The 25,189-nt window shown below is 66.1% G+C and carries 23 protein-coding genes; 8 read left to right on the top strand and 15 right to left on the bottom strand.

The annotated features are described in order from the left end of the window. Positions 1-57 precede the first annotated feature (57 nt). From NP3_RS37590 to NP3_RS37570, 5 genes are read right to left on the bottom strand one after another with little or no spacing between them, the layout of a single operon-like run. Positions 58-885 carry a 3-oxoacyl-ACP reductase gene (locus NP3_RS37590; protein WP_218025008.1) on the bottom strand — a complete coding sequence of 276 codons (828 nt, stop codon included), beginning with the start codon at positions 883-885 and terminating at the stop codon, positions 58-60. Next, positions 836-2,194 carry an aldehyde dehydrogenase family protein gene (locus NP3_RS37585; RefSeq protein WP_063046481.1) on the bottom strand — a complete coding sequence of 453 codons (1,359 nt, stop codon included), beginning with the start codon at positions 2,192-2,194 and terminating at the stop codon, positions 836-838. Before NP3_RS37585 ends, NP3_RS37590 begins: the two co-directional genes overlap by 50 nt. Then, entirely contained in the window at positions 2,191-2,931 is a 741-nt protein-coding gene (locus NP3_RS37580; RefSeq protein WP_063046480.1) for a gamma-glutamyl-gamma-aminobutyrate hydrolase family protein, read from the bottom strand. The genes NP3_RS37585 and NP3_RS37580 overlap by 4 nt, the downstream gene beginning before the upstream one ends. Then, positions 2,912-4,276, bottom strand: a complete 1,365-nt coding sequence (locus NP3_RS37575; RefSeq protein ID WP_084509522.1) for a glutamine synthetase family protein — start codon at positions 4,274-4,276, stop codon at positions 2,912-2,914. The genes NP3_RS37580 and NP3_RS37575 overlap by 20 nt, the downstream gene beginning before the upstream one ends. A 16-nt stretch (positions 4,277-4,292) precedes the next feature. Then, on the bottom strand, positions 4,293-5,930 hold the full coding sequence (locus NP3_RS37570; protein WP_218025007.1) for a hypothetical protein: 1,638 nt from the start codon (positions 5,928-5,930) through the stop codon (positions 4,293-4,295). 357 nt (positions 5,931-6,287) lie between these two features. On the opposite strand from NP3_RS37570, the gene NP3_RS37565 reads away from it, so the two are divergent. From NP3_RS37565 to NP3_RS37550, 4 genes are all read left to right on the top strand, one after another. Beyond that, positions 6,288-7,124 (top strand): SDR family oxidoreductase, encoded by an 837-nt coding sequence (locus NP3_RS37565; RefSeq protein WP_063046477.1) that lies wholly within the window; start codon positions 6,288-6,290, stop codon positions 7,122-7,124. Positions 7,125-7,197: 73 nt separating this feature from the next. Next, positions 7,198-8,247: a 3-oxoacyl-ACP synthase III family protein gene (locus NP3_RS37560; RefSeq protein WP_063046476.1), complete on the top strand. Its 1,050-nt coding sequence runs from the start codon at positions 7,198-7,200 to the stop codon at positions 8,245-8,247. A 3-nt stretch (positions 8,248-8,250) separates the two neighbouring features. Beyond that, positions 8,251-9,162, top strand: coding sequence for a beta-ketoacyl-[acyl-carrier-protein] synthase family protein (locus tag NP3_RS37555; protein WP_063046475.1), 912 nt, complete (start codon positions 8,251-8,253; stop codon positions 9,160-9,162). 219 nt (positions 9,163-9,381) lie between these two features. Beyond that, complete coding sequence (locus tag NP3_RS37550) at positions 9,382-11,421, top strand: LuxR C-terminal-related transcriptional regulator (protein WP_157124814.1); 2,040 nt, start codon at positions 9,382-9,384, stop codon at positions 11,419-11,421. A 4-nt stretch (positions 11,422-11,425) separates the two neighbouring features. Here NP3_RS37550 and NP3_RS37545 read toward each other — a convergent pair whose 3' ends face one another. Together NP3_RS37545 and NP3_RS50920 are read right to left on the bottom strand one after the other, a co-directional pair. After that, complete coding sequence (locus NP3_RS37545; protein WP_063046473.1) at positions 11,426-12,658, bottom strand: MFS transporter; 1,233 nt, start codon at positions 12,656-12,658, stop codon at positions 11,426-11,428. A 16-nt stretch (positions 12,659-12,674) separates the two neighbouring features. Further along, a complete protein-coding gene (locus NP3_RS50920; RefSeq protein WP_063046472.1) occupies positions 12,675-13,910 on the bottom strand; it encodes an ATP-grasp domain-containing protein in 1,236 nt (411 codons plus the stop codon). A gap of 281 nt (positions 13,911-14,191) precedes the next feature. Here NP3_RS50920 and NP3_RS37535 point away from each other — a divergent pair, with 281 nt between their 5' ends. Continuing rightward, entirely contained in the window at positions 14,192-15,217 is a 1,026-nt protein-coding gene (locus NP3_RS37535; RefSeq protein WP_063046471.1) for a DUF4389 domain-containing protein, read from the top strand. Positions 15,218-15,221: 4 nt separating this feature from the next. Here NP3_RS37535 and NP3_RS37530 read toward each other — a convergent pair whose 3' ends face one another. From NP3_RS37530 to NP3_RS37520, 4 genes are all read right to left on the bottom strand, one after another. Next, positions 15,222-16,175, bottom strand: coding sequence for a DNA polymerase domain-containing protein (locus NP3_RS37530; protein WP_063046470.1), 954 nt, complete (start codon positions 16,173-16,175; stop codon positions 15,222-15,224). Between the two features lie 42 nt (positions 16,176-16,217). Next, the gene (locus NP3_RS50915; protein WP_245721272.1) at positions 16,218-17,168 is read right to left on the bottom strand and encodes a prolyl oligopeptidase family serine peptidase; all 951 of its coding nucleotides are present in this window, start codon (positions 17,166-17,168) and stop codon (positions 16,218-16,220) included. Between the two features lie 42 nt (positions 17,169-17,210). Continuing rightward, positions 17,211-18,326 (bottom strand): prolyl oligopeptidase family protein, encoded by a 1,116-nt coding sequence (locus NP3_RS50910; protein ID WP_245721271.1) that lies wholly within the window; start codon positions 18,324-18,326, stop codon positions 17,211-17,213. Between the two features lie 62 nt (positions 18,327-18,388). Beyond that, a complete protein-coding gene (locus NP3_RS37520) occupies positions 18,389-19,732 on the bottom strand; it encodes an MFS transporter (RefSeq protein WP_063046469.1) in 1,344 nt (447 codons plus the stop codon). A 129-nt stretch (positions 19,733-19,861) separates the two neighbouring features. Between NP3_RS37520 and NP3_RS37515 the strand changes: the two genes are divergently transcribed. Next, positions 19,862-20,743 (top strand): LysR family transcriptional regulator, encoded by an 882-nt coding sequence (locus NP3_RS37515; RefSeq protein ID WP_063046468.1) that lies wholly within the window; start codon positions 19,862-19,864, stop codon positions 20,741-20,743. Between the two features lie 103 nt (positions 20,744-20,846). Next, on the top strand, positions 20,847-21,377 hold the full coding sequence (locus NP3_RS37510) for a phenolic acid decarboxylase (protein ID WP_063046467.1): 531 nt from the start codon (positions 20,847-20,849) through the stop codon (positions 21,375-21,377). Between the two features lie 239 nt (positions 21,378-21,616). Here NP3_RS37510 and NP3_RS50905 read toward each other — a convergent pair whose 3' ends face one another. The 4 genes from NP3_RS50905 to NP3_RS37485 form a co-directional block, all read right to left on the bottom strand. Beyond that, positions 21,617-21,937, bottom strand: a complete 321-nt coding sequence (locus NP3_RS50905) for a cytochrome P450 family protein (RefSeq protein WP_063046466.1) — start codon at positions 21,935-21,937, stop codon at positions 21,617-21,619. A gap of 685 nt (positions 21,938-22,622) precedes the next feature. Then, complete coding sequence (locus tag NP3_RS48495; RefSeq protein ID WP_063046464.1) at positions 22,623-23,225, bottom strand: SanA/YdcF family protein; 603 nt, start codon at positions 23,223-23,225, stop codon at positions 22,623-22,625. A 24-nt stretch (positions 23,226-23,249) separates the two neighbouring features. After that, complete coding sequence (locus NP3_RS37490) at positions 23,250-24,299, bottom strand: ArsR/SmtB family transcription factor (RefSeq protein WP_063046463.1); 1,050 nt, start codon at positions 24,297-24,299, stop codon at positions 23,250-23,252. Positions 24,300-24,315: 16 nt separating this feature from the next. After that, the gene (locus NP3_RS37485; RefSeq protein WP_157124812.1) at positions 24,316-24,501 is read right to left on the bottom strand and encodes a hypothetical protein; all 186 of its coding nucleotides are present in this window, start codon (positions 24,499-24,501) and stop codon (positions 24,316-24,318) included. Between the two features lie 163 nt (positions 24,502-24,664). On the opposite strand from NP3_RS37485, the gene NP3_RS37480 reads away from it, so the two are divergent. Continuing rightward, a complete protein-coding gene (locus NP3_RS37480) occupies positions 24,665-25,057 on the top strand; it encodes a cupredoxin domain-containing protein (RefSeq protein ID WP_063046461.1) in 393 nt (130 codons plus the stop codon). Positions 25,058-25,189 lie beyond the last annotated feature (132 nt).

The following is a 25,189-nucleotide window of genomic DNA, read 5'->3' as shown; positions in this document are numbered from 1 at the left end:
CGACGTATGGCGAATCCTGGCTTGCCGCTCAGCGGTCCGCCCGAATCAACCGTACCTTTACAACGGTGTGACGTATGCGCCGGAGATGCCACCGTCCACCAGGAACTGCGATGCGGTGATGAACGAGGAGTCGTCACTGGCCAGAAATGCGACGGCCGCGGCGATTTCCTCCGGCTCGGCGAAGCGTCCGACGGGGATGTGCACCAGGCGGCGCGCGGCGCGTTCGGGGTCCTTCGCGAACAGTTCCCGCAGCAGCGGCGTGTTCACTGGTCCGGGACACAGCGCGTTGACCCGAATGCCGTTGCGCGCGAACTGCACTCCGAGTTCACGGCTCATCGCGAGCACACCGCCCTTGGATGCGGTGTAGGAAATCTGCGAGGTCGCCGCACCCATGACCGCGACGAACGACGCGGTATTGATCACCGAGCCCCTACCCCGCTCCAGCATGTGGTTGATGGCGTATTTGCTGCACAGATACACCGAGGTCAGATTGACCTCCTGCACCCGACGCCAGGCGTCGATGCCGGTGGTCAGAATCGAATCGTCTTCCGGCGGTGAGATTCCGGCATTGTTGAAGGCGATATCGAGTCCGCCGTAGGTGTCGACGGCGGACTGGAACATGGCCTCGACCTGGGCCTCGTCGGTGACGTCCACCTTCACGAACACCCCACCCACTTCGCCCGCCGCGGCCTCTCCCGCGGCGGCATCGATATCGGCGACGACGACCTTGGCGCCCTCCGCCGCGAACCGGCGAACGGTGGCCAGGCCGATGCCGCTCCCGCCGCCGGTGACGACGGCGACTCGATCCTGTAAGCGCTGCAACACATCTCCTTGGTTAAGTAGCGATGAAGACGTTCTTGGTCTCGGTAAAGGCAAGTGCCGCATCGGGTCCGAGTTCACGCCCGAGCCCGGATTGTTTGAATCCGCCGAACGGCGTCCAATACCGCACCGAGGAATGCGAATTCACCGACAGATTCCCGGCTTCCACACCTCGGGACACCCGCAGCGCACGGCCCACATCATTGGTCCAGATGGAGCCGGACAGACCGTATTCGGTGTCATTGGCGATGCGAACGGCATCGGCCTCGTCCTCGAACGGAACCACCGCGACCACCGGCCCGAACACCTCCTCGGTGAGCACCCGATCCGATGGCGCGTCGGGCAGCACAACCGTTGGCGGATACCAGAATCCGGGTCCGTCGGGCTGGGTACCGGTGAATGCCACCTTGGTCGACGGCTCGACGAACGAGGCCACCCGAGCACGATGCGCGGCCGAAATCAGCGGCCCCATTTCGGTGGACTCCGCCGCGGGATCTCCCACCCGAACCCCGCGGACCGCCGGTTCCAGCAATTCCAGGAACCGGTCGAATACACTGCGCTGCACCAGAATTCGCGATCGCGCACAGCAATCCTGTCCGGCGTTGTCGAAAACACCGTAGGGCGCCGTCGCCGCCGCACGCTCGAGATCGGCGTCGGCGAAAATGATATTCGCGCTCTTACCGCCCAATTCGAGCGTCACCCGCTTCACCTGGCGCGCACATCCAGCCATGATCTCCTTGCCCACCTCGGTGGACCCGGTGAAGACCACCTTGCGCACGGCGGGATGGGTCACGAACCGCTGCCCCACCACCGAACCCTTGCCGGGCAGAACCTGGAAAACCCCTTCCGGCACACCGGCTTCGAGCGCGAGCTCACCCAATCGGATCGCGGTGAGCGGCGTGAGCTCGGCAGGCTTGAGCACCACGGTATTCCCGGCGGCCAGCGCGGGCCCGAATCCCCATGCCGCGATCGGCATCGGGAAGTTCCACGGCACGATCACTGCGACCACGCCGAGCGGTTCATGGAAGGTGATGTCGACCCCACCAGCGACCGGAATCTGGTTGCCAAGCAGACGTTCCGGAATCCCGGCGGCGAAATGCAGCACATCGCGGACATTGCCCGCCTCCCAGCGCGCATTGCCGATGGTGTGCCCGGCATTGGCGACCTCGAGCTGGGCCAGCTGCTCGAGATTCGCGTCGACGGCCTCGGCGAATCGACGCAACAACCGAGCCCGATCCCCCGGCGCGACCGCGCGCCAATCGGCCCCGGCCCGCTGCGCCCGTTCGATGGCCGCATCGGTCTCGGCCGCGCTCACCAGTTCGAGTGTCGTGACGACCTGCTCCGTCGCCGGGTTGACCACCTGCGTTGTCGTCACGAATTTCGTTCCTTTCGATAGGTGACCGCCGCCTGGACCAGTGCTCGCATCAATCGCGTATCGGTCGCGTCCGCCTCCGGATGCCACTGCACACCCACCAGGAACGGACCGTCCGGCGCCTCCGCCGCCTCGATCGTGCCGTCCGACGCGTGCGCGGTCGCGACCAGGCCCTCGGCCAGGATGGCGACGGCCTGGTGATGGTGGCAATTCACCTTCACCTCCGGTCCGGCGATCGTGGCGACCAGGCTGTCCGGCACGGTCGTGACCCGGTTGGGGTGGAAGCCGCCCGGCGTGCCGGAGTGGTCGTCGTGGCCGAGCAGATCCGGCAGATGCTGGATCAGGGTGCCACCGAACGCGACATTGACCAGTTGCAGGCCACGACAGATCGCGAGGATCGGCAAACCGGCAGCGCGCGCCAGGGCCAACAGCTCGAACTCGGAATCGTCGCGGTCGGCGCGAAGTGGGCCGAGGGCCGCATCCGGCGGCGCGCCATAGCGCGCCGGATCGATGTCGGCGCCGCCGGTCAGCACCAGCCCGTCGAGCCGATCCACCAGCTCCCCGCGCGCCACACCGGTGGGCGGCAGCAGCACCGGTATGCCGCCCGCGCGCTCCACCAACTGCAGGTAGTTGTGCGGCAGCACCGCACTCGGCACCTCCCAGGCGCCGAATCGGGCCTGTTCCAGGTAGGTCGGCAGGCCGATGACCGGACGGATCTGCTCAGAGCCGCTCGAAACCACGGATTCGCTCCCAATCGGTGACGGCGGCGTCGAAGGCGTCCAGCTCGACCTGTGCCGCATTCCGATAATGGTCCACCACGTCGTCGCCGAACGCTGTCCGTGCCACCTTGCTCTCGCCGAACAATTGCGCCGCTTCCCGCAGCGTACGCGGCACCCGCGGGCGCTGGGACCGGTAGGCATTGCCGTGGAACTCCGGCTCGAGCGGGAGCGCGTGCTCGATACCGTGCAACCCGGCGGCTATGGTCGCGGCGACGGCCAAATACGGATTCACATCGCCGCCCGGGATCCGGTTCTCCACCCGCAGGGACAGATCCTGGCCCACCACGCGCAGCGAACATGTCCGGTTGTCGCGTCCCCAGGCCAATGCGGTCGGGGCGAAACTCCCTGACACGAATCGCTTGTAGGAGTTGATATTCGGTGCGAGCAGATAGGTGAACTCACGCAGGCAATCCAGTTGTCCGGCGAGGAAATGCCGCATGAGTGCGGAGGTGCCGTGCGGGCCGTCACCCGCGAATACCGCCGCACCCGATTCGGCACGCAGGCTTAGGTGAATATGGCACGAATTGCCCTCGCGCTCATTGTATTTCGCCATGAAACTGAGACTGCGCCCCTCCTGGGCGGCGATCTCCTTGGCGCCGTTCTTGTAGATGCTGTGGTTGTCGCAGGTGACCAGCGCCTCGTCATAGCGGAACGCGATTTCGTGCTGACCCGGATTGCATTCACCCTTTGCCGATTCGACATACAGACCCGCACCGGCCATTTCATTGCGAATGCGACGCAGCAGTGGTTCGATGCGTGCGGTCCCGAGCATCGAATAGTCGACGTTGTACTGATTGGCGGGCCGCAGATCGCGATAGCCGGAATTCCACGCGTCCTCGTAGCTGTCGTCGAAGACCAGGAACTCGAGTTCGGTCCCGACATAGGCGTGCAGCCCACGTTCGGCGAGCCGGGCCAATTGCGCGCGCAATACCTGGCGCGGCGAAACCGTGACCGGCTGACGCGCCGGTTCCACATGCTCGACATCACACAGCACAAGCGCGGTACCCGGCTGCCACGGCACCAGCCGCAGGGTGCTCAGATCCGGCCGCAGGACGAAGTCGCCGTAGCCGGTTTCCCAGGACGAGATCGCGTATCCGTCGACCGTCGCCATATCGACGTCCACCGCGAGCAGATAATTGCACGCCTCGGTCGCGTGCCCGATCACCTCGTCCAGGAAAAACCTTGCCGCGCAACGCTTTCCCTGCAAACGGCCCTGCATATCGGTCATTGCCACCAGCACCGTGTCGATCTCGCCCGCCTCGACGAGCGCCTGCAACTGCACCAACTCCAGCATCCCGGAATGCATCGATAACCGTCCCTGTTCAGTGTGCAGGTGTGAGCATAGAGGCTCTCGTCCTGTTCCTGCGCGTGTCCCGAACGGTGTTGGACACACTGGTCCCCCGCGTACCGGTTCCTGCCCGGCGGCGTGCATCGGGTGCACGATCCGTGGCGGGACGGCGGGTTTCCTCACGCTCGGGGACCTCGGATCCGGCCTGGACGGTCCGATGCCCGTACCCATCACTCTGGTGGGTACGGGGCGGTGTCGTCCGTCGCCGGATCCGATGCCCGAGCGCGCGTCGGCCGATCGCGACTGCGGCCGCATCATGCCGGGTCAATACACGTTTAGTACTGGATAGTGGTGTGCGCCAATGCTGGTGGCCCCACCGGGAGGTGTAAGCCGGATCGACCGCGACCACCACGAGCCCGGCACGGGCGGCCATCGACACCAGCCGCGCCCGCACCACCCCGGTCGGCAGCCCCGACAACAGGCGACGAAAGCCCTTGCGGCGACCGTGTTTCTCCCGGGTCTTCTCCGCGTCGAAGTTGAGGTCCTCGACCGCGACCGCGGACACTCCCACCTGTTTCGCCCACAACAGGACCCCATTGAGCGCATGCCGCAACTGCGCGTCACGGCGGGAGGCAGGACCGGCCAAGTCGAAGTCGAACCGGCGCGGATCACCGACCGGGTTGCCGTGCCGATCCAACTGGTACCCGGCGAAGTGGTCGGCGTTGAAGTCGACTGCGACCACGCCGTCGGCGCGCACCGTATCGAGACCGACCTCCCGTGCGGTGGGGTGTTGCCAGGACGCGGTGACATACCAACGGTCACGGCCGGTGTCGTAGTGGATGCGGTAGGCCACCGCCTGATGCGCGGCCACCCGCTCCCGCCATTCCCCGTCCCGATGGGCGAACCCGACTCGCGCCGAGAAAACGTAGCGACCATGGGCGGCGTTGGCCAGATCCGCCAGCGGCGCAGGCAGCTTCAGGCTGATCTGCCCGTCAGGGGTGATGCGGATGGTTTCGTTGCCGTATTTCTTGCCTGATTCGCCATCCGCGGTCAGGAACCAGCGCGCCGCTTCCCATCGCGTCCGCCACTGTTGCTCGGTCAGCCCGGCCTCGGCCAGGTGATGGCGGGTGTTCAACAGCTTCCGTCCGCCGCGCACCACGCGCACGCGGCCCGCGGCGTAGTCGGCGCGCACCACCGCGAGCCGAGCGTCCAGCAGCGCGAGCCGCCGCGACTTTGCGAACCATTCCCGCTGCGACCGGTATCCGCCCGGCACGCCACCGCGCCCGGGCTCGCCCACTGGCAAGGCCAGCCGTGCCCGCAGTGTCTCAACACCGCGTTCCAGGTTCTGCAGGTGCGCCAAGTGGGCGCGGCGCGCCAGTGCCCACTGATCGTGGGTGGCCTTGGTGATGGAACCTGCCCACCGCGACGACGACTCGGCGGTGATCTCGCGTTTGCGGGCCGCCCACCGCTGGTTGTCGTGGGCGAACCCATCGGCGCAACGGGCCTTCAAGTCGCCGGAGGCCAAATGCCCCAAGTGTTGTCCGACCAGCCGCAGGACCTCACTGTCCTGCTCGGTGAGGTGTTTGAGTCGATCGCGTACCGCCACACCCGACGGCCCGGACACGACCACCGGGTCCGCGATCATGCGCAACTGCCTGGCAGTAGCGGTCACAGACTGGCTATCCGAGGCCCACGGAAGACCATACCGGGCGCAACCCGTTGCGCCCGTGCCGAATCCGCCTCCGCGACCGTCATGAGGAGGTACTTTACGCCACTCATCGACAGCAAAGACCGTAATGAACTCTCAAACACCAACAGTTTCGAACCCCTATCCACCCCTATCGACAGTCATGCGCAACGGCTACAACTACGGCGCAGCATCATTGGACCGAATTGGGCACGCGCGTGCTGATCTGCATGATCAATCGATCATGCGCTGCCACCAGGTGTTCCGCACACACCGGGCAACTCGCCGAAGCAACCCGCAGAGCGGATTTCGGACATGCGAAAGATGGCAAGGTGATCGAACATGAAGACGATCCTGATCACGGGGGCCACCTCGGGCATCGGTCTCGAAGCCGCGCAACAGCTCGCCGCAGGGGGCGATCGGCTGGTGTTGGTCGGCCGGAATCCGCAGAAGCTCGCCGACAGTGCGCAATTGGTGCTGGCCGCGGGGGCGGGCGCGGTCGATACGCTGGAATGCGATATCGCATCGCAGTCGTCGGTGCGCCAGCTCGCCAAGGCTGTCGAAGCCGGTTATGACCGCATCGATGTGCTCGCCAATAACGCGGGCGGCTATCACCAGACGCGCACTGAAACCGAGGACGGTATCGAGGCGACCTTCGCGACCAACCATCTCGGCGGATTTCTGCTCACCGAACTGCTCATCGATCTGCTGGCGCAGAGCGCCCCCGCGCGCATTCTGTTCACCTCCTCGGTGATGCATTACGGCGCGACTCTCGATTTCGACGATCTCGGGTTCCGTGACGGCTATTCGGGCGAAAAGGCGTACAGCCGGTCCAAATTGGCCAACGTGCTCTACGCCCGCGCACTGGCCGATCGGCTGGCGGGCACCGGTGTGACGGTCAATGCCTTCCATCCCGGTGCGGTCTCGACCGGCATCTGGAATTCGCTGCCTTGGTTCGGGCAACCGATCGTCGCGCTGAGCAAACGCCTGTTCTTCATCACCGCGGCCGAGGGCGCCGCGGCGCTCACCTTCCTCGCGACGGATCCGAGCGTCGCCGAGGTGACCGGTGCCTATTTCCGCAAGACCCGCGAGCGGGAGCCGTCGCGGCTGGCCCGCGACGATGCGCGGGCCCGCCAATTGTGCAAGGTAAGCGCGAGTTTGGTCGGGCTCCCCGAATAGGGCGACCACGACGACAGCGCCGTCGAAACTCCTGTCAACACAGGGAACAAATGCGACACAGAAAGCAGGGGTAATGCTGCGCACACGTTTCGAGTCCATCGGCTCGTACACACCATCCACCGTCCGTTCCACCGAGGAGATCATTGCCGGACTGGCGGTGCCGAGATCCCTTGACCTGGAACGGATTACCGGTATCAAGAATCGGCGCGTCTACGACTCCAGCGACGAGGGCTACGAATCCTCCTTCGATCTGGCCCTTCGCGCCATCGAGGACTGCCTGGCGCACTCCGATTACGCCCCAGACGAGATCGATGTGGTCGTCTCCGCCTCCATCACCCGCACTCGCGGGAAGGAAATCTTCTGCTACGCACCGTCTTTCGCGGTCATGCTCGGCAAGGAGATCGGCACGACGAAGGCCAGGCATTTCGATGTCTCGAATGCCTGTGCGGGCATGATGACCGGGGTGCTGGTGCTGGATCGCATGATCAAGGCGGGTGTGGTCCGCAATGGGCTGGTGGTCAGCGGCGAACAGATCACGCCTATCGCCGAGACCGCGGCGCGCGAGATCAACAAGCCCTACGACCCGCAGTTCGCCGCGCTGACCGTCGGCGATGCGGCGGTCGCGGTAATGCTCGACGATCGCGGTGACGATGACGACGAAATCCACTACGTCGAACTGATGACCTCCGCCGACGGCGCCGAACACTGCATCGGCATGCCGAGCGACCAGGCCCCCGGAATCGCGCTGTACACCGACAACCGCGCGATGCAGAACGAGGGCCGCTACCTGCAGGCCATCAACCGCATGTCCAGCTTCCTCGAGGAGACCGGGCGCACCTGGGAGAGCGAGAAGTACGACTACTGGATCCACCACCAGTTCAGCGCGCCCGCCATCGAGTACATCTCGCACCTCACCGAGCAGCACTTCGGCACCCCGATGCCCCAAGCCCTGAATGTGCTGCACGACTTCGGCAATACCGCGTCGACCTCGCATTTCGTGGTCCTGCACGAACACCTCGCGCAGCAGAAGATCCCCAAGGGGTCCAAGGTGCTGATGATTCCGGAGGCATCCGGCATCGTCTCCGGACACCTCGCCGCCACCATCTCCCGTCTGGAGGCCTGAGCCATGCCGACCACCATCCTCGCCGCCGCCATCAATGCCGATCTCGATACCGGCAGCTATTTCGAACTGGCGACGCGCGCGGCCACCTCCTGCCTCGAACAGGCGGGCATTGCCCCGCAGCAGGTCGGAATGCTGATCAATGCCGGGGTCTTCCGCGATCAGAACATCTCCGAACCCGCGGTATCGGCGCTGATCCAGAAGCGGGTCGGCATCGGCCTGGAATACGCCCCCGGCCGGGTGCCTGCCTTCTCCTTCGATCTGATGAACGGAGGGACCGGACTACTACACGCGATCGCGACCGCCGAATGCTTCCTGGTCAGCGGCGATGTGTCGTATGCGCTGCTGGTCGCCGGTGATGCGCACCCGTCGACCGAGCGTCATGTCGACGGCTTTCCCTACAGCACCAGCGCGGCGGCGATCCTGCTCGGAACATCGGGCACCGCAGGCGGATTCGGTGGACTGCACACCACCGACATCGCCGGGCCCGCCGATCCGACGGCGTGGGTCGCGATGGGCGAGGCTGGCGCGAACGGCCGCTCGGCCATGAGCATCCGGGCCGGTGCCGAGGATCTGGTCGAATTGGCCGCGGTGGCCGTGCGCGATTGCCTGACCGCCGAAGGCCTGGACGTCGCCGATTTCGCCGAGGGCCGCGCGGTGCTGCTCGCACCTACCTGGACCCTCGCCTTCCGTGCCCGCCTGGCGGCGGCGCTCGGATTCACACCGGAATCGGTCGTCGGCGTCGATCCCTCGGTGGACAATCCGTACTCCGCGGCCCCGGTGCAAGCGTATGTGAGCGCGCGCGACAGCGGCGCTCTCGGCGCGGCACGCACTGTGCTTTTCCTGGCCGCCGACGACACCTCGGCCGCCTGCCTGGCCTACCACCAGCACGCATTCGCGCACGCCGGGAGTCAATGACACGAAAAGCATTGAAACACCTCATATTACGTAGGTGTGATCAGTTGTCGTGACAGGATCGGGCGGGCGAATTAACCTGTGTTCACCGGCTGGATCATCGGGCGCGTGGACGCGTCCTTCCCGCTGCGACGATGCCGCATCCTCAGTGCACCCGAGCTGCTCGTTTTCGATGGTGCTCTCCCTCAGTCGGGCTCACCACCTCGACGAAGGGCTCCGAGTATGTGTCAGCCTGTTCCGCCACACAGCGACAACCCAGCGCATCGCGACCAGTGGGCCGACTTCGCCAAATCCCGGGTTGGTCAGGCCATGGCCGTGCTCGGCACCGCGAGCACGGTCGGCCTGGTCGCCGAGTTGCTGGAGGTGGACGAGGCCGCGGTGCGGGCCGTCGTCCGGCAACTCGCCGAAACCGCGCGTTTCGAACATCCGGAGATCGGTGAGCGGATCCTGCGCAACACCCCCGACCAGGTCCGGCAGAAGTTGCACGGGCGGGCCGCGGAACTGCTGCACCATCGGGGTTTTCCGGCGAGCACCGTCGCCGACCACCTGGTCGACGCCGGTGCCGTCGGCTACCCGTGGGCCGTCGACGTACTGCGCACCGCGGCCGAGGATGCGATAACCAACGACCAGATCGAACCGGCGGTCGATCGGCTGGAGTTGGCCTACCGCGCCACCCGGGACGCGGGCGAGCGGGCCACTATCGCGATCCGGCTGGTCTGCCTGGAATGGCGGATCAATCCGTCGACCCGCTCGCGCCAGTTCACCCGGTTGAAGGCAGCGCTACGCGCTGGCCGGGTGCCCTACCACGAATTGCCCGCCGCCATCATGTACTTGCTGTGGCACGGGCAGGTGCAGCAGGCCGATCACGCACTCGGCCAATTGAACAGCGGCGAACCGGACGAGGCGGCGCCGGAGACCGACTTCCTGCGCGCCTGGCTGCGGTACTCCTATCCCCCGCACGTCCAACGTCATCCGCGACTCTTCGCGGCACCGGCCCGGCCGCCCAAGCTGCGCACCGACCAGCATTCACCGCATCGCCACGGCGCAGATCTGCTCACCGGGCTGTTCACCCATCCGCTCGACGAGATCGCCACGCTCGCGCAGCGTTTGCTCACCAGCCATCGCCTCACCTCGACCACGATCGAAACCCTGGTCGCGGCGGTGCATTGCCTCATCTACAGCAACCGGCTCGATACCGCGGCGGCCTGGTGCGAATCGCTGCTCGCCGAGGCCGATGCCCGCCGCGCCCCGACCTGGCAGTCGATCTTCGCCGGGCTGCGTGCGGAAACCATGCTGCGCAAGGGCAACATTCGCGATGCGATCAGCGATGCGGCGCTGGCACTGAATTACGTACCCGCCGAACACCTCGGCCTCTGGATCGGCACGCCGATCGCCACAATGGTGCACGCGCTGACCATCACCGGTCGACATGCCGAGGCCGCGACCCAGCTCGAAAGGGCGGTGCCACGAACAATTTTCGAATCGCGCTTCGGCCTGCCGTATCTGCAGGCGCAGGGCCACCATCACCTCGCGGTGGGCCGCGCCGACGAGGCATTGCGCAGTTTCCGCCGCTGCGGTTATCTCATGGACCGGTGGAATATGGACTTCCCCTGGCTGGTGCCGTGGCGCAATGACATCGCCGCCGCCCACCTCGCACTCGGCGAGCACCGGCAGGCACAGGAATTCGCGACCAGACATCTCGAGCTGCTCGGTACCGCCGACCGGCACCGCTCCGGCGGCGTCGCACTCCGGTTGCTCGCAACCACCGGCGACCGATATCAAGCCTTCCGCTTGCTGCGTGAGTCGGCCGCGATCGCCCGCACCGGCGGTGACGATGTCGAATTGGCCACGGCCCTCGGCGAACTCGGCAAGGCACACCGCAGCGTCGGCGATCAGGAAAGATCTCGCACACTGATCCGCGACGCGGCACGTATCGCCGAAACCTGCGGCGCCGAGGTGCTGCTGCGCGATCTACTCGACGGCAAACCCCAAACCGCGACGCAACCGACCCAACCCATGCCCGCACTTCGCCGGATTCCGGGTGGGCTCGCGACGCTGAGCCCCGCCGAACGCCGGGTGGCTGAACTGGCGGCCCGCGGCAAGGCCAATCGCGAGATCGCCGACAAACTCGCCATTACCACCAGCACCGTCGAACAACATCTCACCCGCGTCTATCGCAAACTCGGGGTGGCCCGGCGCAGCGAACTGTACTTCGTCCTGCCGATCGGTCCGGCTGATACCGCGGTCTCGGCCACTGGATAGCGGCCTACGATGCCGCCACGAGGGCATACCGGTCCCGCCTGGACTCCGCCTTCGCGACGATCACCGGTGCGAGCAGACCGGCAACCAGCAGGATCAGTCCCGCGACATACCAGCCCGCGACGCCGATCCCGATGCACAACCAGGTCAGCAAGGCCGGACCGAGCGCATCGGCCAATCGGAGTCCGGTGCCGAATACGCCCAGATACTCACCGATCGCCTCCGGCGGCGCCAAGGCATTCGAGACCTCGAAACCGCCTGCCGTCTGCCACAATTCACCGACGCTCAAGACCGCCGCACCGCTGGCGAGGGTAAGCACCGCGAGCCAGCCGGACTGGCCTTCGGCCGCCGCCAGCACGATGCAGGCCAGCAGGAATGCCCACCCGGCGCGCCGCAGCGCGGCACCGCCCGCGCGGGCGGTATCGATGCTACGGCTCGCGCGGACCTGGAAGAACACCACGACGAAGATATTGAGCATGTCGATCGCGGCGATCGACCACCGCGGCGCCGTCGTCGCACCGATGATCCACAGTGGAATCGCGACCGACTGAATCCGGTACTGCAGCGACAGCACCCCATCCAAAACGGTGAGCGCCAGATACGGCCGATCACGCAGCACCGCCCAGCGCTGTCCCGGCGCGCCGGACTCCACCGCCACCGGCCCCAAGGCGGGCAGCCGCTCGACCATGAGTGCGGCCCCGGCAGCACAACCAGCGCCGATGACGATGGCCGCGTGATAGAAGTTCGCCGAATCCCATTGCACGGCAACGGCAGATAGGCCGATGCCGATAGCGATGCCCACATTCAGAATCGAACGGATGTAGGCGCGGAATTCATTGGCTCGATCGGTGACTACGCGGGTGATGATCGTCGAGATCATCAGCTGCACACAGGTCTGCGCGGCCGCCGTGGCCGGAATGACGACCAGATACCACGCGAATTCACCGACCGTGAGAAAGCCGAGGGTGCCGCAGGCCGCAAGGATCAGACTGACCCGCAGCACACCAAGCGGTCCGCGTCGATCCGACAGCTTTCCCGCCACTATCGAGACGGCGATGGATACGGCCCCGGCGACGCTCAGGCCGATGCCGACCCGCATCGGCGAGATGTGCACGATCCGGGTGAAGTAGAGGACGACAGTGGACAGATAGATTCCACTGAAGACGGCGGATGCGCCCGCGATAAGCGTCAGCACACGCTGCGGGCCGACCGGCGGCAGGGCGACAGAGAACCGTGACACGATCCGTTCCCGCGACTCAGGCGATGGCCGGGTCGGCGGCCGGATCGTATGCCACGCAATCCATCCGGAATCCCGCCGCGGTGCGTCGCAGTGAGTCGATGACCTCCACCGTCGAATTGCCCCGGAAACGGAATGCGGCGCCGATATCGGCATAGCCGAATGTCTGGGTGATGGTCGTCCCCGGCTGTGGGACCGAGACATGGTACGGCGCATGCTGCTGCGGTACGTGGAGCTGGACGTCCACCACGGTGCATGGTGGGGTCACCAGCGGGTGGATCAGCAACTCACCGACAACCGATTCATCACTGAGCGGATCGGCGTCGGGAATCCGGCCCAGTTGGATATCGACCGCCGCACCGAGCAGGTCGTAGTCGTGCACCTCCCGCCACATATGTGTGGTTTCGCCGCCCGTGGCCCGCGCGGCCACTTCGAGGAACTGAATGCGCGGCGCGGCACCGTCGCGACCGAGGAAGAATTCGAGGTGGAAAACCGTCGGCACGTCGGCGCTGAGCGCGGTGAGCACAGCTGCGGCGAACCCCGCCAGCGGCTCGAGCAATTCCGGATCGTCGAGCTCGACGTAACCGAGAGTTGTACCACCATTGGCGAATTCGAGACAGTTGCCGAGATACTGGGAAGCCCGCCACGGACCGAGCTCGCTGCCGGTCCACACGCCGTCGACCGCACCGACCTCGTCCGGGCAGAAACGTTGTACGAGAAAAGGTTCCGCGCTCAGATCGGGCAATGCCGCGCAATCATCGATGGAATTCAGCCGGATGACGTCCTTGCTCCCGGCACCGAGACGGGGTTTGACGATGAGCGGAAAGCCGTGCACCGCGGCGAAGTCCATGATCGATTCGACATCGCCGACGTGGGTGAAGGCGGGAGTCGGCACACCCGCGGTGGCGACCGTCGCACCCATCACCAGTTTGTCGCGAAACGGGAGCACATAGTCCGGACTATCACCCGCGATACCGAATTCTCTCCGCAACTGCGCCGCGGTCAGCAAATCGAATTCGTGCAGCGCGACAATGCGGTCCGGCGTTCCGAATCGAGCCGCGAGCGCGCGCACGGCATCCGGCGCGTTCGCCATATCTTCGAGTAATTCGACGGCGGCGGCCGCATGCCGCGGAATTCCGTCGATCAGATCCTTCGCGCAAATGTAGGTGACGACATCGGCATTGTGGTCGATACGCTCTAGGTAGGGGACGTCGACACCGCGCACTCTATGAATCACGGTCACATGTGGGGGCACTGGTTCCTCCGCTGACAACTGTCCGACTAGATCCACTGAGGACCCGTACCGTCGGGAGTGGATCGTTCTCTCCGACAACGGAATTGTGCGCCGCGCCCATCGGCGGCGCCTGTCCGGAGACGGCTATTTAAGATCCCTTAACAGAGAGCTCGCCGCACCCCGGTCCGGCTCGGTCGGCGCGGTTACCGATCGATCGGCAATCCACGGGCTACATTCGATCTCACTCATCCGAGTTCTGGACAATTCCGCTGGACGAAGGAAGTGAGTGGGTCGCCGTGGTAATGAGAGAAGGATCACCGACCGGTGACGAAGCATTGGTCGAACTGGATGTCTTTCCGCCGGAGCAGCACCGCCGCTGGACCGTTCTGCTGCGACTGTTGCTGGCCATACCCCAGCTGATCGTGCTCTGGTTCCTGAGCATCGCCGCTTTCGTGGTGATCGTCTGCGGCTGGTTCGGTGCGCTGGTGCTCGGCCGCTTGCCCGACTGGTGCGGTGAGTTCCTGCGCGGGTATTACGGATACACCGTGCGGGTGCACGGCTACGCCATGTTGCTGGTCGACGACTACCCACCGTTCGCCTGGACCGCGCCGGACTATCCGGTCCGTCTGCTGTTCCCCGCGCCCACGCCGTTGAACCGGCTGGCCGTGCTGTTCCGGCTCATCCTGGCCTTCCCGATCCTGGTGCTGTCAGGCTGGTTCACCACCGGATGGGGGATCATCTCGTTCATTCTGTGGCTGATCGTGCTGATCACCGGGCGGATGCCGCGCGCGATCTTCGAGGCCACCTCGGCGGTGCTGCGCATCGAAATGCGGGTGTCCGCCTATGCGTACCTGCTGACCCCGACGTACCTGACGGGTGTTTTCGGCGACAAGCAGGCAGCCCCTACCGGTCCGATATATACCGGCGATTCGATGGCGGGTGGTGCTCGGGTGACGGGTGGGCCCGAACCTGCTCAGTCGCCGACCCGCCCGCTGGTGCTCTCCAGCGGCGGCCGGACGCTGCTGATCGTCATGCTCATCGTCGGCATTCTCGGCAGCTTCGCCCAAACCTCCGTCGGCTGGGGCAATGACGACGACGACATGGATGCGATCTCCGGTTCACAGCTCGCCCGGCGGGTCGCCATCGACTTCACCGACCAGACCGGGCACACCCCGCAGGACGTGCATTGCCCCAACTTCCTCGACGCCGATATCGGCGCGACGGAGGTCTGCACGGTCACCGATGACGGCGTCGAATTCCGGGCTCTGGTCACCGTCGACGCGATCACCGACGGGGCGGCGCACTTCCGCACCGTCATCGAGCACTGACAGGCTAACTCTGCCTGCGGGCCCGGGCTCGGCGCTTGCCCTCGTGCATCGCTTGGACCCGGGCCACCGGGATGGTGTGCCCCTCCTCGACGAGATCGGCGGGCAAGGCCTGCGGCGCGGGCATTTCCCGCGCCCACGGATCCCGATCGCCCAGTTGCTTCGGCGCGGTGCGCACGGTGAAGTCGCCCGGGCTGATATCTGCGAGCTGAGCCCATTCGATCGGGAAGGACACCGGCACACCCGGACGCACGCGCGGGCTGTAGGCCGCGACGACGGTCGCGCCGCCCGCGCGCGTCGAATCCAGAAAGACCTTGCCCGCGCGGTCCTCGCGGATGAATGCGGTGGTGGCCAGATCCGGATCGATGCGTTCGGCCCTGGCCGCGACCGCCCGGGTGGCGGCGGCGACATCCTCGATCGGGATGCGCGGCTGGATCGGCACGAAGACGTGCACACCCTTTGCACCGCTGGTTTTCACCGCTCCCGCGAGTCCGTCATCGGCGAGCGCCTGCCTGATCAGTTCGGCGGCGAGTACGACCTGCCGGAAGGGGCCGCCCTCGGGGGGATCGAGATCCAGGATCAGGTGGGTCGGGCCCGCGGTGTGATCGGCCAGCAGCAGGGTCGGGTGATATTCGACCGCGCGCTGATTGCCGAACCACAGCAATGTGGGCACGTCATCGCAGAGGGCGTAGGTCACTTCGCGTTTGGAGGTCTCGGCCCACACCGTCACCCGACGCACCCAGTCCGGGGTGTACTTCGGCAGGTTCTTCTGCATGAACGGTTCCTGGCCAGGCCGGATGCGCACCACCGAGAGCGGACGGTCGCGCAGTTGTCCGACCAGCCGATCACCGACGAACTCGAGATAGTCGATCAGATCGCGCTTGGTCGCGTCGGCACCGTCGAACAGTGGTGCGTCGAGATTGGTCAGCTTCACACCCGCACGGACCTCTTCGCCGGTCATCGGCCAACCATGCACCGCCGAACCGCGCACGGTCAACCATCCCTACATGAGCTTGCGCATGAAGTAGGTGAATTCGAGTGCGCTGGTGCGGGCCGTCTCGTCGATATTGGTGCCGCCGCCGTGCCCGCCCTCGGTGGCCTCGTAGAACAGGTACGGGTCGCCGAATTCGGCGAGCCGGGCGGCGAATTTGCGGGCGTGCTGCGGGCCGACCCGATCGTCCTTGGTGGTGGTCCAGACGAAGGGCTCCGGATACCGCACGCCAGGGCGCAAATTCTGGTAGGGCGATATGGATTCGAGGAAGGCGCGTTGCTCCGGATCGGCGACACTGCCGTATTCGCCCACCCACGATGCACCCGCGGCGATCTGCTCGTAGCGGACCATATCGAGCAGCGGTATCTCGATGTCCACCGCTTGCCACAGCTCCGGATGCTGGACCAGCTCGACCCCCATCAGCAGCCCGCCGTTCGAACCGCCCTGGATGCCGAGACGGCTCGGGGCGGTGATCTTCCGGTCGATCACATCACGGCCGACGGCGGCGAAATCGTCGAAGGCGCGCTGGCGATTGATGGTCAGTGCGGCCTCGTGCCAAGCCGGTCCGAATTCACCGCCGCCGCGAATGTTCGCCAGCACGAACGCACCCCCGCGATCCAGCCACAGCCTGCCCATCAGGCCGTTGTAGTTCGGCGTCATGGACGAGCCGAAACCGCCGTAGGCGTACATGATCGTGGGATTGGTGCCGTCGAACTTCATATCGGCGCTGTGGACGACGAAATAGGGCACCTTGGTGCCGTCGGGCGAGGTGGCCTTCTGCTGTTCGACCACGTAGCGGGACGAATCGAATTGCCGCGGACTGGTTTTCACCGGTGCGACGGCTCCGGTAGCAGTGTCGAGCCGCCACAGCGTTGCGGGGTCGAGAAAGGAGGTGACCGTCAGATAGGCGAGCGAACCGGCCGAATCGGCATCGACCGCATGGACGGTTGCGTTGTCCGGCAAGGAAACCGGCGCTGCCGACCAGGAACCGTCCGGTTGCGGCGTCTAGACGGTGGCACGCCCTTTCACATCGTCGAGCGAGGTCACGACGATCCGATCACGTGTTGTCAGCACGGCTTCCAGTGTTTGCGACGCATTCGGAACATAGACGGGCCTCGCGCGCAGCCGCGTGGGGTCCGCGATGAGCTCATCCGCATCGAGCGAGATCAGTGATCCGGCGGTGAATGTCGCACCATCCGTCGTCCAATCCTGTCGCAGCGACACCAGAATTCGATTGCCGACGAAGCCCTGCAGATCCGATTTAGGCGGCAATGCCGCGCGCACCAGCCCGGTTGCGCCGACCAGGCTTACCTCGTTCTCCCAGAACGACACGCGGCGGAGCACCAAACTCAACCTCCGACCGACGCCATTGTCCAGCAACAGCGGTGCAGTAGCCAGACCATCGGCCTTATCGCCGCGCGTGAGTTCTGCTGCGTCGGTGAGAGATTGACTACGGTGCCACTGTTTGACGATGTACGGATAGCCGGAGGTGGTGGTCTCACCCGGCTGCCATTCCCGCGAGACCAGCAGCGTGTTCTCGTCGACCCAGGATGCATACTGTTTACTGCGCGGCAGCACGAAACCGTCCGGCACGAATCGGTTTGTAGTACGGTCGAATTCGCGTACGGTCACCGCATCCTCGCCGCCCTCGGACAGGCTGACGAGGCAGCGCTTATGGGTGACCGGATCGCAGTCGATGCCTTTCCACACCCAGTTCTTGGATTCTGCCGCCGCGAGGGCGTCGAGATCCAGAATTGTGCTCCAATTCGGTTGCGGCGATTCATAATCCGCGACGGATGTGGTGCGCCAGATGCCGCGAGTGTGGTCGCCGTCCTGCCAGAAGTTGTCGACGCCGCCATCGCGCAGTGTCGGAGTGGGCAGGCGGTCGGGTGATTTACCGAGTTCGGTCGCCGCGGCCAGATTTCCCGCGAAACGCGGGTCCTGCTCCAATATCCCTAGTGTGCGGGCATTTTCGGTGGCGACCCACTGTTGCACGCGCGGACTGTCGAGTTCCTCCAACCAGAGGTACGGATCGGTCGGTGTCGATGCACCCCCACAGGCTGTGACCAGCACTGCTGTCAGCGCCAGTACGCCAGCCCGCCATAGGCCCTTGCTTCCCATGCACCCCCCTTGAACACGTTCGGACCTCAGCGTCCATTCGACACGTTACCGGTTCGCCGACGTCAGGATTCGGCGGCGCGGTGGTAACCGAAGACGATGCAGGCGAGTGCACAGACCGCTGCGGAGGTCAACAAGGACCAGCCGATGCCAGTGGTGACGAGCGCACCCATGATCGCGACACCGAAGGTCGCGCCGACTTGTCGGACGGCGTTGAGCAGACCGCCCACCGCGCCCGCGGTTCCCGGGGGCGCCGCGTTGACAATGGCGGCGACGAGCGAAGGAAGGGCGAAGGCGACGCCGAATCCCGACAACAGCAGCCCGACCGCCAGCACCGGATAACCGAGGTTCGCGAACACCGCCGCGGCCAGCACCACACCGCCCGCCGCGAGCAGGGCGAGGCCGGTCAGGATCGGTCGCCGCGGTCCGACGCGGGCCACGAGTTTGCCCGCGAACGGCGGGATGACGGCGAACGGCACGGTGAGCGGCAGGAAGGCGAGCCCGGTCTGCAGCGGATTCAGGTGTCGCTGCAGCAGCAACGGCAGGACGAACAGTGCCCCGGTGAGCGCGAAATTCACCGCCGCACCCACCAGCAGCCCGGCCCGCACTCGGCCCGCGCGCAACAGTTCCCGATTCAATACCGGTGTGGCACTGCGTCGTTCGAGATAGACGAAGACGATCGCCGCCAGCACCGCACCGCCCAGCGACCATGCCGCGTGCCCGAACGACTGCGCACCCGCCGCGATCAGCGCATCGGTGCACAGCGCCAGGGCGACGGCCGCGGTCGATTGCGCCGCCCAGTCGATGCGGCGATCACCGCGCGCGCAGGTCACCGCGGATCCCATGCTCAGCGCCAATACGACCACCGCGACGGGAACATTGACGACGAATATCGACCGCCACCCGGCCAGCCCGACCAGCGCGCCGCCCACGATCGGCCCCGCCGCGACCGCCGCGCCACTGATCGCCGCCCACGTCGAAATCGCACGGGCGCGGCGGCCCGGATCCGGATAGAGCTGGGTGATCATCGCCATCGATGCGGGCACACACGCCGCTGCCGCGACACCCAACAGCACCCGCAGCGCGACCAGCGCCCACAGGTTCGGCGCGCAGGCGCTCAGCAGCGAGACCGAGCCGAAAGCCGCTGTGCCGAAACGGAATACCCGATGCGCGCCATGGCGATCGGCGACCGCGCCCGCCGAGAGCAGCAGCGCGGCGAAGGCGACGGTATAGCCGGTGGTCGCCCATTGCAGTCCGGCGACCGAGGTGTGCAGGGACGCCGCCAGATCCGGCTCGGCGACCGAAAGCACGGTCATGTCCAACAGCACCATGAAGTACCCGAGGGATATCCCCAGCAGTGCCCTGGTCGACGCGGCGGACCTATTCGCCCGCGATTGCAGAATGCTCATCCGATCCAACAGCTCCTCGGCTCATTCGATGACCCGATCGACTCTCGCCGGACGGGCACGGCGGCTCCACCGGCTGCGGCGCATCCCGCATTCGGAATATCCGAATGTGGCGTCGCTGTTGGCCAGGCCATGGAGTTACGTCAGCTGCGGACCTTCGAGGCCGTGGTCCGCCACCGCACGGTCACCGAGGCCGCGATCGCGCTCGAGCTCGCGCCGTCATCGGTGTCCCAGCAGATCCGCACCCTCGAAACCGCGCTCGGGGTGGCACTTTTCGTGCGCGACCCCAAGGGCATGCGGCTCACACCGGCCGGTCAGCGGCTCACCGGCTGGGCGCGGCGGCTGCTCGAACAGGCCGAACAGGCGGTGCGCGACGTGCGGGACGAACGACCGGTCCTGCGACTCGGGGCGCTGGAAACCCTCGCGGGCGCGTATGTCCCGCAGGTACTGGCCCGACTGGCCGAGCGACGGCCCGATATCGAGGTCGAGGTGCGCTCGGATCGCGCCCGCGACGGCCTGCTCGCCGATGTGGCATGCGGCGATCTCGATGCGGCACTGCTACTGGATTCCGGTGGCGCCGTTGGTGATCTGGGTTTCCCGGCCCCCGCCGAACCGCTGGCCTTCCTCGACCTGGATCCGGTGCCGCTTGCCCTGGTCGCCGCGCCGACGCACCCGCTGACGGCACGGTCCAGCTTGACGCCCGCCGACCTCATCGATGAACGGCTGCTGGTCAATGTGCCCGAATGCTCGTTCTGGATGGCGGGTGAAAAGGTGCTCGGCTCGGGTCCGCGGCGAGTGAAGGCCGGTGCGGTTCCGGTCATGCGGGCCTGGGCCGAACACGGACTCGGCATATCCCTGCTGCCGGAGTTCGCGGTCGCCGACGGCCTCGCGCACGGCACACTTGTCCGCTTGGACTTCCCGGTGCCCGATCTGAGTCTGCGGTTGGTGTGGCGCGCGGATCAAGAATCATTGCCCGGAATGCGCGAAATTCTCTACGCGGCCGCGCGGACCTGACTGCGCCGTTCCCGGCAAACCGTTCGCAATGCTCGCGCTGGTGATTAGGCTGACGACATAGACGCAGGTCCCGACCGCGTTGGTCGACCGAGAGGAGTAACCGATGAGCGCGCAGCAGTCAGCGATCACGGTCTCGGCACTAACCGGCGATCTCTCCGGAATTGTCGGCAAACATCTCATCTACGCCTATGAGAACGGCTGGAAATTCGAGTTGTACGTGCGGGGTCCGCAGACGATCGAATCGCGATGTCTGATGGGACCGATGTTCGGGCGCTGGTCCAAGAATCAGGCGGCGAAGCTGGTCCAGCTCAACGACGATCTGTACAAGATCGCCTGGGTGGAGCCGACCGGAACCACCACCGTGCTCATCATCTGGCTCGGTGATCGTCGGGTGCACACCACGATCTCCTACCCGCAATGGATGCTCGACTATCCCGAAAGCACCCTCACCCGATGCGAGGACAATCTCGACGCGATCATCGCCGACCGTGAGAAGGGACCGACCTATCCGCTGACCCTGGTCGCCTCGTCGGGTCGCATCACCTTCCTGGAAACCCGGGATCTCGACGACGATACGGTGATCAACTGTCCGCCGCACAAGCTGCCGCTCGGATACGCCGCACGAACCAACTGAGCGCGTCGGGCGAGGTACACCGGGAAGACGGCGAGCTCGTTCTGGGTGAGCACCGGCAGATTGCGGATCTCCTCGACCGGCACCGCGAATCGCAGCTCGGGAAAACGCTCGAACAGCGCGGGCAGGGCGCGGACGGTGTTGAGCAGAAGATTGCCGACCATCTCCTTCTCGGTCAGCGGCGCACCGCCGTCGGCGGCGAAGATAAGCGCGGTGGTGAGGTCGTCGGTCGGCTTGACCGTCTACTTGCCCAGCCGCCGATGCTCGGCACCGTCCACGGTGAACATTGACCGTCCGGTATCGATCATGCCGATGAGCGGCCATTTCCGCGTCACCGTCCCCGAGGTCGACAGCGCCCACGAATTGATGTCCTCGACCAGCCGGGAGTCGTTGAGCAACTGCCTGGCGGTGGCGTACTCGGTGACGGTCCGGGCAGGCACGCCCAGTAGATCGATTCGCGCGAGCGGACCGGCCGCGCGCCGCCGACCGGTCTCGCCCGCGCGATCACCGACCATCGGGTCGATAACGATCGGCTGCGCGCTGCGCGGACGAACCCGCTGCACGAGATACCCCTCCAGCCCGTTGGGCTGGTGCCTCGAACCCGCAGCCCATCAAGCGGTTTCGATCTTCCGAACGAGCGGAGTCGTCCGCCGGAACACTTCGGTACACGGGTTGGCACCGCGCCTGGGATCCGTGGGCTGATTCACCCGCAATCGGATGGGTACCGCTGTGCTGAGGAGGTTTGCGCATGACTCGTCCCGTGCCACCGAATCCGAGCCCGATCCCGCCGACGCCGATTCCGGACCCGGTACCACCGACACCGATCCCGGATCCGGTGCCGCCGAAACCCATGCCCGAACCGGTGCCGGGGCCCGAACCATATCCGGAACCGGAGCCGGTCCCTGGCCCGGCGCCGCAGCCGATTCCGCCGAGGCCCGGTCCCGAGCCGGTGCCCGGCCCTGAGCCGGTGCCTGGCCCCTCGCCGGATCCGAGACCGCCGGTGCCCGGTCCCGAGCCGGTTCCTGGGCCTTCGCCGGATCCGAGACCGCCGGAGCCCGGTCCCGAGCCGGTACCCGGGCCCTCGCCGGACCCGATACCACCGCAGCCCGGTCCGACACCGGAGCCACCGATCCCCGATCCTCGGCCACAGCCGGATCCGATGCGACCGCCACCGATCCCGAATCCCGGCGGTCCGGTCGATCCGATGGATCCCGGGCTTCCAGACCCCCGGTAGGGCTCGGATCAGCGTCAGATCAGTGCGGCGACCGCCTTGGGCGCGGCCAACCACTCACGAATAGTGTTGCGCACAAGGGTTTTTCGCCTGCACTCACAGTATGCGACAACACCGTAGCCATCGATGCCCGCGCCGCGGCACAATGCGACCGCCCGCGGCAGATGCTGGTATTGCGTGACGATGATGGCGCGGTCGATGCCGAACAAATCCTTGGCTCGTTCGCACGTCGCCCGGGTCGACAGGCCTTCGCCATCGCAGCGCACCACCGCCGGATCGATGCCGTGGTCCGCGAGATACTTTGTCATCGAAGCGATTTCGTCGCCGGAACTACCAGCCGCAGCACCGGATACGAGAATCTCACGTACCTTTCCGGCCCGCAGCAGTTCGATCGCGACATCGAGCCGTCCGCGCATATAGGCCATCGGCGCACCATCGGGCCCGACCTTCGCGCCCGGCACGATCACCACCGGAACCGTCGGCGCGGCCGCGGGTCCGGACCGATATCCGGCCGATACCAGCCACAATCGGATATTGGCACCCGCGACGACCAGCGCCGATCCGGCGACCAGACCGGCACCCACCCGGCGCACGGTCTTGCGGTCGGTTATGAGCTGCATCCGCCTGACGATACTGGCGCGGGACTAAGCGATGCGCACACCACCGTCGAGATCACCGTCGAGCAATGCGATACCCAATGTCGTCGCCTGATGCCGCATCGAATTGCGATGCCGCCAGCTTTCGATGAGCCCGGCCGCACGCAGTATCGACGCGTGTTCACTGGCCGTCGCGAGTGAAACACCCAGTCGGCGTGCGAGTTCGGTCGTCGTGCAGCCTTCGGCGATCTCCTGCAGTGCGGCCGCGCGCGTCCGGCCGAGCAGTGCGGTCAACGCTTCGTTGGTCGCACGCGGACCCCATGCCGTGGCGAAATCGGCGAAATCGCGCAGCACCGGGACCACCAGCGTCATCGGCGCGTCCTTGTCGATAGTTGATTTCAGCAACTTCGGTCCGGGCCAGACGAACAGCGAGGGAATGATAATGAGGCCGCGTCCGTCGAGATGTTCGTCATGGCATTCGATCGGGGTGAGCACCTCCAGCGCGGGCGCCCGCCACCGCGCGAAGGGCGCCAGCCCGGCGAAGAGCCGTTCGACGCCCTCGGTGGCAATGGTGCGAGCCATCCGCTCGGCCGCCACCTCGAGATACGACTGCATGTGCGCCCACCGACCGGCGAATGCCACCGCATGGAATGCCTCGACGGCGAGCCCGACATCGCGGCGAGCAGCGTTGTCGCGGTCGTACAGATTCCGCGCCCACGCGGGGAGCGGGTGGTCGGTCAGCGCGCGCTGACGATCGGCATGCTCCACCTCGCGACGGAGTTCGTCTCGGGAGGCCAGATGCAATGCCTCGATTCCAGCCGACATCGACCTCGCTCCACGGGTCGGTGTGATCAGGTCGACGAAGTGGTGCACGCCGGGGAAGATATCCGCGAGCATGCCGAAGTTGTCCGGCATCGCGCGCCGCACCTGCCCGCGCCAGCCGTCGTACAACGGCGCGTCGGTGCGCTGCACCACCCGGGTGGCCAGCACGGTTTCGCCCATCGCGCCCAGTGGTGCCCCGATCCGGATCCGCGTCAGATCGTCTGATGTGCAGTAGATCCGCTTCATACGCTGCCCCGCATCGTCGCGCTCAGGCACCTCACGCTACCCGCGATCACCGCGGACCTCGCACCATCACCGCGAGGACCGGATCCACGCGCAGCAACTGATCCGCGGCCGCCGACGTCGCCGTCCAGCGCAGCCCGTTCGGCCACCATCGTTTCCGCCCGGCCACCACCGCGCCAACGCTCAGCCGTCCCAGCACCGGCCACACGGGCCGCGCCACCACTTCGTCCATCATCGCCGACTCCTGAATCCGCACTGTTCAGCAGCCTACGAACCAGTGTGCGGCACCCCCACCATGTTTCGGCCGTGGCCTGAACACCGTCGAGCATGCCTCAGCGACTCACCAACTTGTTATAGCTTTTGAGCATGACCGCTCGAATTGTGGGCAGCCGGTCTAGGTGAACAGCTCTCGAACCGCCCCATGGCGCCATCGGATCGCGATCGGTTTGCTCACCGTCGCGTGGGCGGGAGGGTGCGGCACGTCGGAGAAAATCGCCCCGCCCACGTCATCGGGCCCGGCCCCGATACCCGCCGTCACCATCACCATCGACCATCAGAACTACACCGGGACGCCCCCGATCACGCCCGGCGCGGCGCTCACGGTGGTCAACCTCGATTCGGTGAAGCACAGCATCACCAGCAAACGCCCCGGCCTCTTCGATCACGAGATCGGCCCGGGCCAGACCATCACCTTCACCGCACCCGACGAAATCGGCTCGCACCCCTTCTACTGCCGATATCACGCGAATATGGATGGCGCACTGAGCGTCCGGAAGGCCGTTTCGCCATGACGCCTATACGCAATACTGGCAGGTCCCGCTGGCAGGCAGCTGGATGAAGCACTGGTCGCACACGGCCGCGCGGGCAGGCTCGGGCTTTGCCTCCTGCGTGGGGGTGGCGGTGGTGCTAGCCGAGCGGCGGCC

The organism is Nocardia pseudovaccinii NBRC 100343, from assembly GCF_001613225.1.
GTDB classification, from domain to species: Bacteria; Actinomycetota; Actinomycetes; order Mycobacteriales; family Mycobacteriaceae; genus Nocardia; species Nocardia pseudovaccinii.
The sequence above is the reverse complement of the archived record's forward strand: the minus strand, read 5'-3'. Positions and strand labels throughout refer to the sequence as shown.

Excerpts from the sequence above, each read along its gene's own strand:
- NP3_RS37555 (WP_063046475.1), top strand. The coding sequence starts at position 8,251 with ATGCCGACCACCATCCTCGCCGCCGCCATCAATGCCGATCTCGATACC.
- NP3_RS37530 (WP_063046470.1), bottom strand. The coding sequence starts at position 16,175 with ATGACCGGCGAAGAGGTCCGTGCGGGTGTGAAGCTGACCAATCTCGAC.
- NP3_RS37510 (WP_063046467.1), top strand. The coding sequence starts at position 20,847 with ATGAGCGCGCAGCAGTCAGCGATCACGGTCTCGGCACTAACCGGCGAT.
- NP3_RS37560 (WP_063046476.1), top strand. The coding sequence starts at position 7,198 with ATGCTGCGCACACGTTTCGAGTCCATCGGCTCGTACACACCATCCACC.
- NP3_RS37485 (WP_157124812.1), bottom strand. The coding sequence starts at position 24,501 with ATGATGGACGAAGTGGTGGCGCGGCCCGTGTGGCCGGTGCTGGGACGG.
- NP3_RS37550 (WP_157124814.1), top strand. The coding sequence starts at position 9,382 with ATGTGTCAGCCTGTTCCGCCACACAGCGACAACCCAGCGCATCGCGAC.
- NP3_RS37565 (WP_063046477.1), top strand. The coding sequence starts at position 6,288 with ATGAAGACGATCCTGATCACGGGGGCCACCTCGGGCATCGGTCTCGAA.
- NP3_RS37590 (WP_218025008.1), bottom strand. The coding sequence starts at position 885 with ATGCGGCACTTGCCTTTACCGAGACCAAGAACGTCTTCATCGCTACTT.
- NP3_RS48495 (WP_063046464.1), bottom strand. The coding sequence starts at position 23,225 with ATGCAGCTCATAACCGACCGCAAGACCGTGCGCCGGGTGGGTGCCGGT.
- NP3_RS37520 (WP_063046469.1), bottom strand. The coding sequence starts at position 19,732 with ATGAGCATTCTGCAATCGCGGGCGAATAGGTCCGCCGCGTCGACCAGG.
- NP3_RS37535 (WP_063046471.1), top strand. The coding sequence starts at position 14,192 with ATGAGAGAAGGATCACCGACCGGTGACGAAGCATTGGTCGAACTGGAT.
- NP3_RS37515 (WP_063046468.1), top strand. The coding sequence starts at position 19,862 with ATGGAGTTACGTCAGCTGCGGACCTTCGAGGCCGTGGTCCGCCACCGC.
- NP3_RS50910 (WP_245721271.1), bottom strand. The coding sequence starts at position 18,326 with ATGGGAAGCAAGGGCCTATGGCGGGCTGGCGTACTGGCGCTGACAGCA.
- NP3_RS37575 (WP_084509522.1), bottom strand. The coding sequence starts at position 4,276 with ATGCATTCCGGGATGCTGGAGTTGGTGCAGTTGCAGGCGCTCGTCGAG.